The organism is Hydrogenophaga sp., from assembly GCF_018780385.1.
Classification (GTDB): Bacteria; Pseudomonadota; Gammaproteobacteria; order Burkholderiales; family Burkholderiaceae_C; genus Hydrogenophaga.
Genome location: NZ_JADMJO010000157.1, coordinates 1 through 14,932 on the forward strand (window position 1 = coordinate 1; position 14,932 = coordinate 14,932).

The following is a 14,932-nucleotide window of genomic DNA, read 5'->3' on the forward strand; positions in this document are numbered from 1 at the left end:
CCCAATATCGTTCAGTCGATTCGCGCCCATGGCGTGAAAGACCTGCAGGCCGCGGCCGAGCACTTGGGGCATCACTTCCTGTACGCCAATCTGGCCAAAGCCCAGAGCAAGCAGGACGTGTTGGAATTGATCGCTGCGCAATACACCTTGCCCTCGCACTTCGGCAAGAACTTCGACGCGCTCTACGACTGCATGACCGACATGGTTCACAAGTCGGGGCCGCAGACCGGGTTCATCGTGGTGTTGGAGCACATCCCTGCGCACGCCAAGTTCGACAAGGAAGCGCGCGAGCAGTTGCTGGACATCTTCCGCGATGCCGCCGACTACTGGTCGGATCGCAAGATCCCGTTCCGCTGCTTCTACTCCTTCTCGGTGGCCCGCTCGCCCAAGGGTGAAGAGCCGATCGAGGTGCAGACCGATGAGCCCATGCCCACGGACAAGATCCTGGACGTGAGCCCGATGGCGCTGCGCATGAGCAGCCCGTTCAACGCCGGGTACTGGCTCGCGGCAGCCTGATCAGGCTTCCCTTCAAAAAGCCGCTGCACACGCAGCGGCTTTTTTCATGCCTGCAGTTCTTTGATCAAGCCCACGTATTCACTCACCGGCACTTCTTCGGCCCTGCGCTGCAGGTCGAATTCGCCCTCGAAGCCTTGTTCTTCGAGCCAACGTCCCAGCGTGTTGCGCAGGATCTTGCGGCGCTGGCTGAAGGCGACCTGCACCATCGTCGAGAAGCGTGCAATGTCGATCGCTGGCGGCTCGGCCAGGGGCACCATGCGCACGATGGCGCTGTCCACTCGCGGCGGCGGGTCGAAGCTCTCTGGCGGCACGAACAACACGTTGTCCATCGCATAGCGCCACTGCAGCATCACCGAAAGGCGGCTGTAGTCGGAGGTGGCCGGGCGCGCCACCATGCGGTCGATCACTTCCTTCTGCAGCATGAAATGCTGGTCCTGAACCACTGACACATGGTCCAGCAGATGAAACAGGATGGGGGTGGAGATGTTGTAGGGCAGGTTGCCCACCACGCGCAGCTTGGGCGCTGCCAGCTGCGCGGCGAGCGCCGTGAAATCCACCTTCAGCACATCGGACTCCACCACCTGGAGCTGGGCATGTGCGCGCAGGCGCACCACCAGATCACGATCCAGCTCGATGACCGTGAGGCGGCCCAGGCGCTCCACCAGCGGCTGCGTCAGTGCCGCCAGGCCGGGGCCGATTTCCACCATCGCGTCCCCAGGCTGCGGCGAGATGGCGTCCACGATGGCTTCGATGATGGCGCCATCGGTCAGGAAGTGCTGACCGAAGCGCTTGCGTGCAATGTGCTTCATGCGCAAGCCGCCGAGGAAGCCCGCAGCATCATCGCTGGGGCGGTTCGCGGTACTCGACGTAGGCGCGACCGCGCACGTCTTGCACCCAGGTACGCAGGGCCTCGTTGATCTTCTGTTCGCGCACCAGACCGCGCACCATTTCGCGCTGGTCCCTTGCTGAGAGCGTGCTCTGCCGACGTTCTTCCACGCGGATCAGATGCACGCCGAAACGCGACACCACGGGCGGGGACACCTCGCCCGGGCGCAGGCGCCCCATGGCAGCTTCAAACTCCGGCACGAACTGACCGGTTTGCGCCCAACCGAGGTTGCCGCCGTCTTTCGCGGAGCCGTCCTGGCTGTGTTCGCGCGCCAGGGCTTCAAACGTGGCCTGACCACTGGCCAACTGCTGGCGGTAACCGGCCAGCCGGGCGACGGCGTCGGCTTCGCTGAGTTGTGGGCCGAGGCGCAACAGGATGTGGCGCGCCCGGGTTTCGTTGACGGCGACATCAGGCAGTCCCGCCTGACGCTTCTCGATCACCTTGAGGACGTGGAAACCCGCCGGGCTGCGCACCGGACCCGCGACCCCACCAGCACTCAGCGAGCGGGTGGCCTCCACGAACAGCTCGGGCAGACGATTGGCCGGGCGCATGCCGAACTGTCCCCCATTGGCGCGCTCGGGCCCCTCGGAAAACTCGCGCGCCAGCTCGGCAAAATCGCCGCCTGCACGCGCGCGATCGGCCACGCCCTGGGCGCGCGCCTGCAGCGTCTGCACGCGATCGGGCGCGGCGTCTTCGGGCACCGCCACGAACACCTGCGCCAGATGGAGCTGCAGGCTGGACACATCGTTGTTGCCCTGGCGCTCGCGGATGAAGTCGTCGATGTCGGCTTCGGTCACGCGCACCTTCGAATCCACCTCACGCTCGCGCAGGCGCTGCAGCAGGATCTGGTTGCGCAAGTCGTTGCGCAACTGGTTGATGTCCACGCCGTCGGCCGCGATGCGGCGGCGGAATTCTTCGGGGGTGAGCTGGTTCTGCGCAGCGATGGACTGCTCGGCCTGCGCGAGCGATGCTTCATCGACGCGGATGCCGAGCTCGGCACCGAGCTGCACCTGGGCGCGCTCGCTGATGATCTGCTCCAGCACCTGACGGGCGAGTTGGTCGCGTGGGGGCACGGGCGCCGACTGCTGGGTGAGCTGCTGCTCCATGCGCACCATGCGCTGGCGCACTTCGTTGTTGGTCACCGGTTCGGAGTTGACCAGCGCCACGATGAAATCGGCGGTGCGGGACGTCGAGGCCGAAGGGGTTGGCGCAGCGGGCGCACGCAACCCGCTGGAGGGCCGCAACGCCTGCGCATGCACGACCGAAGCGCCGAACAGCGAACTGCACAGCAACCAGACGGCCAGGCGAGGGAAAAGGGGGGAGCGGTCAGTCATATTGTTGGAACCGGCTGGGCGGGTTGATTTCTTCGCGCAGGTACTGGTAGCGCGGCACGTTGTCTTTGAGGGTTTTCAGCGGATTGGAGCCGATGCGGGAAAAGCCCGTGAACTCCAGCTGGAACAGGATACGCTGGTTGGCCACGGCGGTGCTGCGCTGCAGGCGCTCCAGCACGATGCGCCCGACCCAGCAGCCGGCATCGTACTCAAAGCCTGCCACGAGATCGACGACCTTGCGATCGGGCACGCTGTAGTTGATGCGTCCCACGCTGTACCACTGACCCGGGCCGAGTGCACGGCCAGGCACTTCGGTGCGCGCTGGCTCGCCGAAGAGATCGTTGAGCGGCCACTGCCAGCCCACGTCGAACTGTTCGCTGCGGCCGCGCTGCAGGCGGTAGGCGGCGCTGAGCACGCGGAACTTGCTCGGCATGTAGCGGCCGCTGAGCGTGGTGCGCACCGATTCGCGATTGCCCGGGCTGTACTGCACGTTGGTATCGGTCAGCCAGCGTTGGCTCCACTGCACACGCGCGGCCAGCAGGATGTCGCTCAGGCGCTCGTTGACCGGGTCGCCGCCGGACAGGCCGCTGGAGTTGGGCAGAAACACGTTCTGGTCGCGGAACAGGTAACGCTGCGCCACGCCCAGGCGCACCACCTCGGCGCCTGTGTCCGGATCAAGCAGGCGCGAGCTCACGCCGACGGTGAGCGCACGGGTGTCGGAAATGCGGTCATGGCCGCCGAAGACGTTCTCGTTGTAGATCGAGGCGAGATTGAAGTCGTTGGCGGCCGAGTCGTAGTTGGGCAGCAGGCTCTGGTCGCGGTAGGGCGTCCAGGTGAAGAAGGCTCGCGGCTCCAGCGTTTGCGTGAAGCCGCGACCGAAATAGCTGGCGTCCCGCTCGAAGATCAAGCCGCTGTCCAGGCTGACGGTGGGCAGTACGCGCGAAGCGCTGCGCGAGCCGTTGGCCAGGGCGTTGTCAAAACTGTACTGCGTGGCGTGCAGCTGGGCACGCGGCTTGATGAACCAACCGGGCGCCTGAAACCTGCGGCTGATCTCGGCCACCGTCAGCGCGCGCGCGCCGTTGGTTTGCCGGGTGAGCGAGGGGATGGACTGGAAGCGCGTGTACTCGCTCAGCACCGACCAGTCCACGCCGCCGATGTTGCCCACTTGTGCATCGCTGCGGCCATAGCGCACGGCCACCGAAGGCAGTCGGTCGTACGGCGGGGTGATGGGCGCGGCGATGTCCTGCAGCGTCTGCCAGGTGTAGGCGCCCGCGCTCACCGACCAGGGGCCCTGGCCCCAGCTGTACACCGCGTCGCTGGCCAGCAGCCGGGTGGTGAGCGAGGTGGTGGCACGCGGGAAATCGCGCCAGTAATCGTCGTCGCTCACGCGGTTGAGGTTGAGGTACAAGCCCGCCGAACCACCGAACCCCAGGCCAGTGCCGGTGAGGGTCTGATTGTGCTGGGCCGAGTAGCCCCAGCGGTTGGCATCGCGCAGCTGGTCGGACGGCATGAAGGCGCCGCGCACCTGACCCGCGTAGGTGGGCTGCAGGTAGCGCACTTCGGCGCCCAGGTCCACGCCGCGCTTGCTCATGAGCGTGGGGTAGAGCGTGGCGTCCAGGTTGGGCGCGATGTTGAGGTAATACGGCAGCGTGACTTCCAGGCCGCTGATGTTGTCGATGTTCAGCGTGGGCGGCAACAGGCCGGACTTGCGCGCATCGGTGAGCGGGAACGAGAAGTGGGGCCATCCCAGGATAGGCACGCCCTTGAACTCCAGCACGCCATTTGTCGCCGTGCCGATTTCGTTCACGTTGTCGAACTCGATCTTCGTGGCGCGCACCATCCAGGCGGGCATCCAATCGGCGCCGGGCGTGCGCGGGCAGGTGGAGTAGCGCGCGTCGTGGGCCACCGCGTTGTCTTCGTCCAGAAAGTCAACGCGGCTGGCGTCGCCCTTCCCCTCGTTCTTGAGCAGGTTGAATGTGGGCTGGGTGAACGTGCCCTGGTAGGTCTCGACGTTCATCTGCAGCTCGGGGCCCTCGAAACGGTCGCCGCTGCGGTTGATCAGCACGTTGCCCTTGGCCTGGGCCTCGTTGTTGCGCTGATCGAGTTGCAGGCGATCGGCACGGATCACCGTGTCGTGGCGGCGCAGTTCGGCATTGCCCTCCACCGCGGTGATGCTGTCGGTCTGCCCTTCGATGCGGTCGCCCGAGACGAAGGTGGGTGCCTGCTGCTTCGCGTCTTCGGGCAAGCTTTCCAGCAGCATGCCGCTGGAGCGCAGCGACACACCGGGCTTGGGCACCTCGTCTCCGTCGCCCGACTGGGCCTGCGCCAGGCCATGTGCACCCAGCGCACCGACGGCCAGCAGCGAGAGCAGGCCGCGCACCGCCAGCGCCACGGGGGCCGCCTTGAGACGGGGTTGCGCATGCCCACCGGGCAAGGCAGGGACACGGGGCTGGTGAGTACGGCGATTCAAGGGGAGGAAGTCGTTGACCGGGCCGATCAAAAGCGTGCGACAAGCCGCGGATCAGCACAGGGGGTTTGTAGAATCAGCGGCCATTATCCACTGCGCGATCCCGCGTGCCGCCCATTGACAAACGGCGCAAAACACCCACCACCATGACCCTGTCCAACACCGCCGTCGAGTGGGCCGATCCTCAACGTGAAGCCGCCTTTACCGCCTGGCTGCGCCCGCTCGCCGAGCGGTTGAGCTTGCGCCCCGACACCCTGCGCGCGGCTTCGGCCGACGCGAGTTTCCGGCGCTATCTGCGGATCGACTCGCGGGCCGAGCAGAGCTTCATCGTGATGGACGCACCACCGGCGCACGAGAACTGCCAGCCTTTCGTGCACGTGGCCACGCTCATGCGCGAGGCGGGTCTGCTGGTGCCCGAGGTGCTGGCCTGGGACGAGCCGCAGGGCTTCATGCTGCTGGGTGATCTGGGTCACCAGACCATGCTCGACGGCATCGATCCGGACAACGCACAAGCCAACCACGGGCGTTACATGCAGGCGCTGGACGCGCTGCTGGCCTGGCAGCTGGCCTCGAAACCCGGCGTGCTGCCACCCTACAACGAAGCGCTGCTGCGCCGCGAGCTGCAGCTGTTTCCCGACTGGTACCTGCAGCAACACAAACAGTTTCAGTTGACCGACACGCAGGCCAACACCTTGCACAAAGCTTTCGACTCGATCGTGGCGCACAACCTCAACGCCCCGAGCGTCTATGTGCACCGCGACTACATGCCGCGGAATTTGATGTTGCCGCGCGAGCCCGGCGAGACCCCGGCCCAACAACTCGGCGTGCTCGACTTCCAGGACGCGGTCTACGGTCCCATCACCTACGACATCGCCAGCCTGATGCGCGACGCTTTCCTCACCTGGGATGAGGACTTCGTGATCGATGTGACCGTGCGCTACTGGGAAAAAGCGCGCAAGGCCGGTTTGATGGACTTTGAAGACTGGCACAGCGACTTCGGTGCTTTCTACCGGTCGGTCGAGTGGATGGGTCTGCAGCGCCACCTGAAGGTGGCCGGCATCTTCGCCCGGCTCACGCTGCGCGACGGCAAGCCCAAGTACCTGGCCGATGCGCCGCGCTTCATCGGCTACATCCGTCACACCGCACACCGCTACCGGGCGCTCGGCCCCTTCCTGCAACTGATCGACGAAGTCGAGGGCCTGCAGGCCGCATCGGGCTACGCCTTCGGGCGGGTCTGAGCATGCCGCGCTTTCACTGCCCCGCGCCGCTGCTCGCCGGCCAGAACCTGAGCCTGCCCGCGTCGGCCGCGCGACATGTGCAGGTGTTGCGCCTGCAGCCGGGGCAGAGCATCACGCTCTTCAACGGAGAAGGTGGCGAATGGGACGCCACCATCACCCGCATGGGCCGCAGCGACGTGGACGTGACGGTGGGCGCACACACCGCTGCTGAACGCGAACCGGGGCGCGCCGTGACTCTGGCCATGGGCATGCCCGCCAACGACCGCATGGACTGGCTGGTTGAAAAAGCCGCCGAGTTGGGCGTGGCCAGCCTGCAGCCGCTGCACACCGCGCACAGTGTGCTGCGCCTCTCAGGCGAGCGCGCCACCAAGAAGCAGGCGCACTGGCAGTCGGTGGCCATCGCAGCATGCGAACAGTGCGGTGGCAACCGCGTGCCCACCGTGCACCCGGTGAACGAGCTGACGGCCTGGCTCAAGACCTTGCCGACGGTCGACGCGACCCAACCCGCGCTGCGTTGCCTGCTCTCGCTGGCCGAGGGAACCCAGCCCTTGGGTGTGGCGCTCGCGGCGGAGAAGACCGACACACCGGTGCTGTTCCTCAGCGGCCCCGAGGGTGGCCTGAGCCCGCAGGAAGACGCGCTGGCGCGCGCGGCCGGTTTTGTGCCGGTCACGCTGGGCCCGCGCGTGCTGCGCGCCGAAACCGCCGCCATCACCGCGCTGGTGCTGGCCGTTAGCGGCGGCTGAAGAAGTCCCAGATCACGTCGTTGGCGACGATGGCCGTTGAGCCCTGTTGCCCGCCGAGCACCTTGCGCCCACCCGGCCAGGCGTGGCCACCGGTTTCGGTCACGCAGAGCCGGACTTCGCTGCCGCCGCGGCAGGGTGCGCGCGTCTCGCAGTAGGCGCCAGGCACCTCCAGCACGCGCCGGGGCGCGGCTTCGCAGCCGTTGAGCCGCGCCCATTTCGCCACCGTCTCGGGCACCGAGACGAAGTTCACGTGCGTGGCGGAGGCGCGGCCCGAGCCGCCGTTGAACAACACGCGGTCGTCGTCCAGTGCGTGGATGTGCAGCACCGAAACCGGGCGCGATGGTGCGCAGGCGGGCGAGCCGTCGGTGCCGGCCACGGCGGCGATCGCCGTGAAGATGTCGGCCATCTCGCAGGCCAGGCGGTACGAGAGCATGCCGCCGTTGCTCATGCCTTGCGCGAAGACGCGGTCCGGATCGATGTTCAGGCGGTGGCGCACATCGGCCACCACGGCGCGCACGAAGCCGACATCGTCCACGTTGCGCTCGCGTGCCTGACCGCAGCACAGGCCGGCGTTCCAGGTCGCGAGCTTGCCCGAGCGCAGGCGGCTGAAGCCGTTGGGAAACACCGCCACGTAACCGGCCTTCTCCGCGTGCGAGATAAGACCGTAGGTGCGGTCGTTGGCCTGGATGTCCATGTTCCCACCGCCCCCGTGGAAAGACAGCACCAGCGGCATCGGCGTGCCCGCGCGGTAGCGCGCCGGTACATGCACGAGGTATTCGCGCGACAGGCCACCGTGCTGCAAGGTGAAGCGGTGTTCGCCGGCCCGCGTGATGGACTCGGGCACGGAAGCCGCGCCTTGCGAGGCGCCCGTGAGCGGAAACCCCGCTGCGCCCGCCATCAGAAGGGCCCCCAGCACCCGGACCCAGCCCACGCGCATGTTCATGCTCGCACTCCCTTCAGCTTGTGGACACGCCATCCTGCCCCGCGAGCGTGGCCCGCGCCAGAGCCGCCCTGGCCAGCAGGCGCGTGGAGTCCAGCGTGGGCAGTGGTGAATTCGCGTCGCTCATGATCAGGGGAATTTCGGTGCAACCCAGCACCACGGCGTCGCAGCCTTCGTCCCGAAGGCGCGAGAAGACCGCCTGGAAGCGGGCCACGCTCTCCGGCTTGAACACACCACAGACCAGTTCGTCCATGATGATGCGGTCGATCTCGTCGCGCTCCACCGCGCTGGGGCGCACCGCCTGCAGGCCCAGGGCCGCGAGCTTCTCGGGATAGACCTCGCTGTCGACCAGCCAGCGCGTGCCGGTGATGCCGATGCGCCGGTGGCCGCGCGTGGCGGCCGCCTGCGCCACCACTTCGGCGATGTGCAGCCAGGGCAGCGGCGAGCGCGGTTCGACGTGGTGAAACGCTTGGTGAATCGTGTTGTCGGGGCAGATCAGGAAGTCGGCGCCGGCCGCCGCGAGCTTGGTCGCGGACCTCAGCATCAGATCGGCCACACCGCGCAGATCGCCGCGGTTCAGGCAATCCACATAGTCGGCCAGGGACAGTGAATGCAAGGAGATTTCGGGATGCGCGTGAGGCCCGAGCAGGGCGGCGCCCTCGGTGCAGAGGGTGCGGTAACAGAGGGCGGCGCCTTCGGCCGAACAGGCCACGATGCCGATGTGTTGCGTCATGGAACAGGAGCGGAATTGGACGGGATGGCACTATAGCCCTGCGCGCCAGCGGCCCCCGCGAAGCACGGCAGAAATCCCCTTTTGACGGGCCTTGTATAAACGACGGCTTATGAACAAAAACCTCTGGCTGCTGGCCGCCGCGCAAGGCCTGTTCCTCACCAACAACGTGGTGTTCATCGCCATCAACGGCCTGGTGGGGTTGTCGCTGGCGCCACTGGGCTGGATGGCCACGCTGCCGGTGATGGGCTACGTGGTGGGCGGTGCGCTGTCCACGCCGCTGGTGGCGCGTACGCAAAGCGCGTTCGGGCGCAAGGTCTCGTTCCAGATCGGGCTGCTGGTGGCGCTGGGCTCGGCCCTGCTGTGCGCCTGGGCGGTGATGGATCGCAACTTCTGGCTGCTCGTGGCCGCCACCGTGATCGCCGGTTACTACAGCGCCAATGGCCAGCTCTACCGCTTCGCCGCGGCCGAGCTCAGCGCGCCAGCGTTTCGGGAAAAGGCGGTGTCGCTGGTGCTGGCGGGTGGGTTGGTGGGTGCGGTGCTCGGGCCCAATCTGGCCAGCCGCACACGCGGCCTGTTCGACACGCCTTTCGTGGGCGCCTACCTGTCGCTGGCGGTGCTGGCCTTGCTGTCCATGGCGGTGATGGCCTTCATGCGGTTCCCCCCGGTACCCACCAGAGCCGCGCACGCCGATGGCGGTCGACCCTTGAGCGTGATCATGCGACAGCCCGTGTTCATCGTGGCCACCGCAGGCGCAGCCCTGGGTTACGGCGTGATGAACCTGCTGATGGCGGCCACGCCATTGGCCATGCAGGTCTGTGGCTTCCCGTTCGAGGATGCGGCCCTGGTGCTTCAGTGGCACGTGATCGGCATGTTCGCGCCGGGGTTCTTCACCGGGCACCTCATCAAGCGCTTTGGCGTGCTGAGCATCATGGGCACGGGTGTGGCGCTCAATGTGGCCTGTGTTGCCATGGCACTCTCGGGTGTGGAACTGCACCAGTTCCTGATCGCGCTGTTCCTGCTCGGCGTGGGCTGGAACTTCCTCTTCACCGCCAGCACCACGCTCTCGTTGCGGTCGTACCGACCGGAAGAAAAAGACCGTGCGCAGGCGGCCATCAATTTCTGCGTGTTCGCCACCATGGCGCTCACCTCGTTCGCCTCCGGCGCCCTGGTGACCACGCAGGGCTGGCACTGGCTGAACGCGGGCTCGCTGCTGCCGCTGGCGCTCACCGCCATGGCCCTGATCTGGCTTGCGCGGCGCGGTGGGCAGGCCCACAATCCGGCCTGAACACACAACTCACGGAGGAGCGATATGGGACTGCTGGATTCTCTGCTAGGGGCGGCCACAGAGGCTGCGATGGGTTCTCAGCGCGGTGGCGGCGTGGCACCTGCCGATGCCGCTGGCGGCCTGAACCCGCAACTGCTGATCACCCTGGTGAGCACGCTGCTCAACAACGCCGGCGGTCTGCAGGGGCTGCTGGCCAAGCTGCAATCGGCCGGGCTGGGGGAGGCGGCTCAATCGTGGGTGGGCACCGGTACCAACCAGGCGGTGAACCCCGATCAGCTCGGGCAGGCGCTTGGTCCCGACCTGATGGGCATGATCGCCGCCCAGTTCGGTGGCAACACGGCCCAAGCCTCGACCACCCTGTCCGACCTCCTGCCGAGCCTGATCGATCAGCTCACGCCGCAAGGCCAGGTGCCCGCTGACAACGGCCTGGGCGCACTCGGCGCCTTGCTCGGCGGGCAAGACAGCCCCGCGCCGGCGGATCTCATGGGCATGCTCGGCGGCTTGATGCAGCCGCGCCGCTGAGACTTCAGACGGAGGCGGATGTGGCCCGGGGCAGCGGGGCGAGCACGTCCAGCCACGCCTTGAGCGTGCCGAACACCGCCGACGGATCGGCTTCGTTGAAGATCTCGTGGTACAGGCCCTCAAAAGCCTGGACATGCACTGTGTTGCGCGGCGCGGCAGCCGCAAACGCGCGACTGCCTTCGGGCTTGACCAGGTGGTCGTCGCCCGCGTACATGAGCAAGGTCGGCACGCTCCAGCGGGATGCCGCCGCCAGCACGCGCGGCCCGTTGCTGTCGATGAAATGCGCCAGCCGCGCCGAGATGCGGTCGTGCACCCGGCGGTCGTTCTCGTAAGCCGCCACCGTGGCCGGGTTGTGCGAGATCTTTTTCGCATCCAGTCCGTTGGACAGGGTCTTGTTGGGCGCGAACCGGTACATCAGATCGATCAATTTGCGCTGCACCGCGCCAATGCCGGCCTGCAACGCAGGCGATGACAGCACCAGACCATCGACCTTGGCGACGCCGCGCTGCACGAAGGTGGCCGACACCAGTCCACCCATGCTGTGACCCATGAGGATCAGCGGGCACGCCCACGGCTCGGCAATGTGGCGGCGTGTGTCGTCCAGCACCTCGTCCAGGTCATCCAGCAGCGCGTCGTCGTCGGGCAGCACGCCCTGGGCACCGCCCGAGTCTCCGTGACCGCGCTGGTCGTAGGCGCGCACGCAGAAACCCCAGTCGTTGAGACGGCGCGCCACCGCGTCGTAGCGCCAGGCGTGTTCGCCCAGGCCGTGCACGATGAGCACCACGCCGCGCGGGCGCCGACGCATGGGCAGGGGCCAGTCGTACAGGGCCAGGTTGAGGCCGTCGCGCAGGGTGAAGGGGGCCTGGGTCGTGTCGGTCATGGATCACTCATTCAAGCAGCAGTGCAACGCAAGAAGCAACCCCACCAAGAAGCGCGGCGGGGGTGTTTCATATGTTCAGGGCATGCGGGCGATCACCTGCGCCACGGTGGCGGTCAGGCGTTGCGCGTAGTCCAGATGCAGAAACTCGTTCGGGCCGTGCGCATTGCTCTTGGGGCCGAGCACGCCGCACACCATCATCTGCGCGGTGGGGAAGCCTTTGCTGAGCATGTTCATGAGCGGAATCGTTCCCCCCTGGCCGATGGTGCCGCAGTCCGCGCCGAAGTGCGCTTGAGAGGCGTCCTGCAGGGCCTGCTCGAACCACGGCGTGGTGGCCGGCGCGTTCCAGCCGCTGGCAGCTCCTTCGCCTTCGAACGTGACCTTGGCCTGGTAGGGCGCGTTGTCTTCCAGCAGGGCCTTGAGTTCCTGCACGGCCTGGGGCGCGTCCACCAGCGGCGGCAGTCGCAGGCTCAGCTTGAACGCGGTGTAGGGCCGCAGCACGTTGCCGGCGTTGCGCATCTCGGGGAAACCGTCGGCACCGGTGACCGACAGCGTGGGCCGCCAGGTGCGGTTGAGCAGCGCGTCCACCGGATCGGTGGTGGTGGGCAGGGCGAACACGGTGGAGCCGCCGCAGTCGTGGTGGGCCCAGGGAAAGCGCTTGTAGATCTCCTCGCCCAGGATCGCGGCAGTGGCGCGCGCCTGCTCGATGCGCTCGGCCGGCACTTCGCAGTGAAAGCTGGCCGGCAGCAGGCGCCCGGTGGCGCTGTCTTCGAGCCGGTCGAGCACCTGCCGCATGATGCGAAAGCTCGACGGCACCAGGCCTGACGCGTCGCCCGAGTGGATGCCCTCGGTGAGGATCTCGACCTTGAGCACGCCGCTGGCCATGCCGCGCAGACTGGTGGTCAGCCAGAGCTGGTCGTAGTTGCCAGCGCCGCTGTCCAGGCAGATCACCAGACCCACGTCGCCCAGGCGCGTGCGCAACGCGTCCACGTAGGGCAGCAGGTCGCCCGAGCCGCTTTCCTCGCAGGTTTCGATCAAGCCGACGATGCGCGGGTGCGCCGCGCCCTGGGCCTTGAGCGCTTGCAGCGCGGCGATGCTGGCATAGACCGCGTAGCCGTCGTCGGCGCCGCCACGGCCATAGAGCTTGCCGTTGTCGATCTTGGGCGTCCAGGGGCCAAGGTCGCTGCGCCAGCCGGTGAATTCGGGTTGTTTGTCGAGATGGCCGTACATCAGCACGGTCTGGCCGGACGCTGGTGCAGGCGTTCCGTCCTTGCCCGCGCACGCTGGCACTTCAAAAAACAGCACCGGCGTGCGTGGCAAACCGTGGGCGTCGTTGAGCCGGATCACTTCGAGCGTGAGGCCCTCGACCTTCTGCGCCTTCACCCAGTCGGCCGCACCGCGCAGCACACGGTCCAGCAGGCCGCGGCTGGCCCAGTCGGGGTCGAACGCAGGGGACTTCGCCGGCACCGCGATGTAGCGCTCCAGCTCGGGGATGATGGTCTTCGTCCACGCGGATTCGATGTGGGACTGCAGAGCCACGGGATCGAGCGGCGGCAGGGCGTGAGGCAGGCGAGCATTCATGCGGCGGTCTCCAGACGGGCACCCCGCGAAGTCCGGGGTTCTACCCGCCGCAGTATAGGCAGAGCGGCACGTTCGTGCGCCTGCGAACGGCCTTGACCCAGGGCGCGCGTCGGCTCAGGCGTGTGCCGCGTCCGACAGGCGGAACACCCGCACCACCTCCGCCAGGCGGCTGGCCTGGTCCTTCAGGCTTTCGGCCGCCGCGGCGCTCTCTTCCACCAACGCGGCGTTCTGCTGCGTCATCTGATCGAGCTGGCTCACGGCGGCGTTGACCTGGCCGATGCCTTGCGACTGCTCCTGGGCGGCGGTCGTGATGTCACTGATGAACACCGAGACCTTCTCCGCGTTGGCCACGATCTCGCCGATGGTGCTGCCGGCCTGGGCCACCAGCTTGGATCCGATCTCGACCTTGCTCACGCTGGCTTCGATCAACACCTTGATCTCCTTGGCGGCTTGGGCACTGCGCTGCGCCAGGCTGCGCACTTCGGCGGCCACCACGGCAAAGCCGCGGCCCTGCTCGCCAGCGCGCGCCGCTTCCACGGCGGCATTGAGCGCGAGGATGTTGGTCTGGAAGGCGATGCCGTCGATGACACCGATGATGTCGCCGATCTTCTGGCTGCTCTGGTTGATCTCGTTCATGGTGGTGACCACCTGGCTGACCACCTGGCCACCGCGCACCGCCACCTCGGCATTGGCCACGGCCATCTGCGTGGCCTGGCGCGCCGAGTCGGCACTCTGGCGCACCGTGCTGTTGATCTGGTCGATGCTGGCTGCCGTCTGCTGCAGGTTGCTCGCCGCCTGCTCGGTGCGTGCGCTGAGGTCCTGGTTGCCACTGGCGATCTGTTCGCTGGCGGTGCCGATGCTGTCGGTGCTGTTGCGCACCTCACCCACGATGCGCGAGAGCGAAGCCTGCATGCCGCCCAGGGCTTGCATGAGCGCGGCCAGTTCGTCCTTGCCCGTGACGTGCACCGACTGCGTGAGGTCTCCGTTGGTGATGGCGGTGGCCAGACGCTGGGCCTGGTCCAGCGGCTGGCAGATGCTTTGCATGTTGGACAGCGTGGTGGGTACCACGACGAGTGCAGCCAATGCCACGGCCACGCCGAAGATGAGCAGCGTCTGGGCGTTGATGTCTTTCTCCTCCTGCTGCAGCGTGGCGGCCTCGACTTTGAGCAAGTCTTCAACGCGCTTGAGGTTGCCCAGGATGCCGGTGTACTGCTCGTGCGCGCGCGCCAGCATGCGGTTGGCCACGGTGGCTGTGTCGTAGCCGTTGTCGGCCAGCTGGCGGATCACCGGCTCCGCCGCTTTGCCGTACGCCGTGAGCTGCTCCTTCATCTCGCGCACGATGGCGGTGTCGCCATCCTCGTCGCCCACCAGCATGTGGTCCATCTGCTGCAGGGCAGCGTCGCGCGCGCCCTCCCATCGGGCCTTGGCCTTGAGGACTTCCTCGGGCTTTTCGTAGCTGATGATCATGTCTTTCTCGTAGCGACCCATGTCGCCCAGCGCCACCTGAAGGCGGGACAAGGTGAGCGTCTCCTCGAAGGCGTGATCCACAAACTCCACACTGAGGTCGTGGAGCCGGCTCATGCCCCACAGGCCCGCGCCACCAATCATGGTCAGCAGGACCAGAACGACGCCGATGGCGCCCATCATTCGGGTTCGGATGGAAAACTGGCGCATCATGGTTTGCATGGTCGAAAGTCGTCTATGAGTTGAAAAGGAATTCGATGGCGTGGACCGGCAGGAGACCTGTCACACACCGTTGATGCGGAAGATCTTGATGACCTCGGTGAGGCGGCTGGCCTGCTCCTTCAGGCTC

General features: G+C 67.0%; 12 protein-coding genes and 1 pseudogene. 5 read left to right on the forward strand and 8 right to left on the reverse strand.

Going from position 1 to position 14,932, the window contains the following annotated elements:
- Positions 1 to 369: pseudogene (locus tag IV113_RS25880) on the forward strand (barstar family protein); the annotation flags it as partial.
- A 191-nt stretch (positions 370 to 560) separates the two neighbouring features.
- Here IV113_RS25880 and rsmA read toward each other — a convergent pair.
- The 3 genes from rsmA to IV113_RS25895 are packed head-to-tail and all read right to left on the reverse strand — an operon-like array spanning position 561 to position 5,203.
- Entirely contained in the window at positions 561 to 1,325 is a 765-nt protein-coding gene (gene rsmA, locus IV113_RS25885) for a 16S rRNA (adenine(1518)-N(6)/adenine(1519)-N(6))-dimethyltransferase RsmA (protein WP_291091281.1), read from the reverse strand.
- A gap of 28 nt (positions 1,326 to 1,353) precedes the next feature.
- Entirely contained in the window at positions 1,354 to 2,736 is a 1,383-nt protein-coding gene (locus tag IV113_RS25890) for a peptidylprolyl isomerase (protein WP_291091283.1), read from the reverse strand.
- Positions 2,729 to 5,203, reverse strand: coding sequence for an LPS-assembly protein LptD (locus IV113_RS25895; protein ID WP_291091284.1), 2,475 nt, complete (start codon positions 5,201 to 5,203; stop codon positions 2,729 to 2,731). The genes IV113_RS25890 and IV113_RS25895 overlap by 8 nt, the downstream gene beginning before the upstream one ends.
- A 143-nt stretch (positions 5,204 to 5,346) precedes the next feature.
- Here IV113_RS25895 and IV113_RS25900 point away from each other — a divergent pair, with 143 nt between their 5' ends.
- Together IV113_RS25900 and IV113_RS25905 are read left to right on the forward strand one after the other, a co-directional pair.
- Positions 5,347 to 6,438, forward strand: a complete 1,092-nt coding sequence (locus IV113_RS25900) for a phosphotransferase (protein ID WP_291091286.1) — start codon at positions 5,347 to 5,349, stop codon at positions 6,436 to 6,438.
- A 2-nt stretch (positions 6,439 to 6,440) separates the two neighbouring features.
- Positions 6,441 to 7,181 (forward strand): 16S rRNA (uracil(1498)-N(3))-methyltransferase, encoded by a 741-nt coding sequence (locus IV113_RS25905; protein ID WP_291091288.1) that lies wholly within the window; start codon positions 6,441 to 6,443, stop codon positions 7,179 to 7,181.
- Here the strand turns inward: IV113_RS25905 and IV113_RS25910 are convergent.
- A complete protein-coding gene (locus IV113_RS25910; RefSeq protein ID WP_291091290.1) occupies positions 7,168 to 8,124 on the reverse strand; it encodes a PHB depolymerase family esterase in 957 nt (318 codons plus the stop codon). The two genes, IV113_RS25905 and IV113_RS25910, sit on opposite strands and share 14 nt — an antisense overlap.
- 13 nt (positions 8,125 to 8,137) lie before the next feature.
- On the reverse strand, positions 8,138 to 8,854 hold the full coding sequence (locus tag IV113_RS25915; RefSeq protein ID WP_291091292.1) for an amino acid racemase: 717 nt from the start codon (positions 8,852 to 8,854) through the stop codon (positions 8,138 to 8,140).
- A gap of 109 nt (positions 8,855 to 8,963) precedes the next feature.
- Between IV113_RS25915 and IV113_RS25920 the strand changes: the two genes are divergently transcribed.
- A complete protein-coding gene (locus IV113_RS25920; protein ID WP_291091293.1) occupies positions 8,964 to 10,139 on the forward strand; it encodes an MFS transporter in 1,176 nt (391 codons plus the stop codon).
- A 24-nt stretch (positions 10,140 to 10,163) separates the two neighbouring features.
- Positions 10,164 to 10,661 carry a YidB family protein gene (locus IV113_RS25925; RefSeq protein WP_291091295.1) on the forward strand — a complete coding sequence of 166 codons (498 nt, stop codon included), beginning with the start codon at positions 10,164 to 10,166 and terminating at the stop codon, positions 10,659 to 10,661.
- A 4-nt stretch (positions 10,662 to 10,665) separates the two neighbouring features.
- Here IV113_RS25925 and IV113_RS25930 read toward each other — a convergent pair whose 3' ends face one another.
- The 3 genes from IV113_RS25930 to IV113_RS25940 all read right to left on the reverse strand — a co-directional run bounded on the left by IV113_RS25930 (position 10,666) and on the right by IV113_RS25940 (position 14,805).
- Complete coding sequence (locus IV113_RS25930) at positions 10,666 to 11,541, reverse strand: alpha/beta hydrolase (RefSeq protein ID WP_291091297.1); 876 nt, start codon at positions 11,539 to 11,541, stop codon at positions 10,666 to 10,668.
- Between the two features lie 75 nt (positions 11,542 to 11,616).
- Positions 11,617 to 13,119, reverse strand: coding sequence for a M20 family metallopeptidase (locus IV113_RS25935; RefSeq protein WP_291091299.1), 1,503 nt, complete (start codon positions 13,117 to 13,119; stop codon positions 11,617 to 11,619).
- A gap of 114 nt (positions 13,120 to 13,233) precedes the next feature.
- Positions 13,234 to 14,805 (reverse strand): methyl-accepting chemotaxis protein, encoded by a 1,572-nt coding sequence (locus tag IV113_RS25940; RefSeq protein ID WP_291091301.1) that lies wholly within the window; start codon positions 14,803 to 14,805, stop codon positions 13,234 to 13,236.
- Positions 14,806 to 14,932 lie beyond the last annotated feature (127 nt).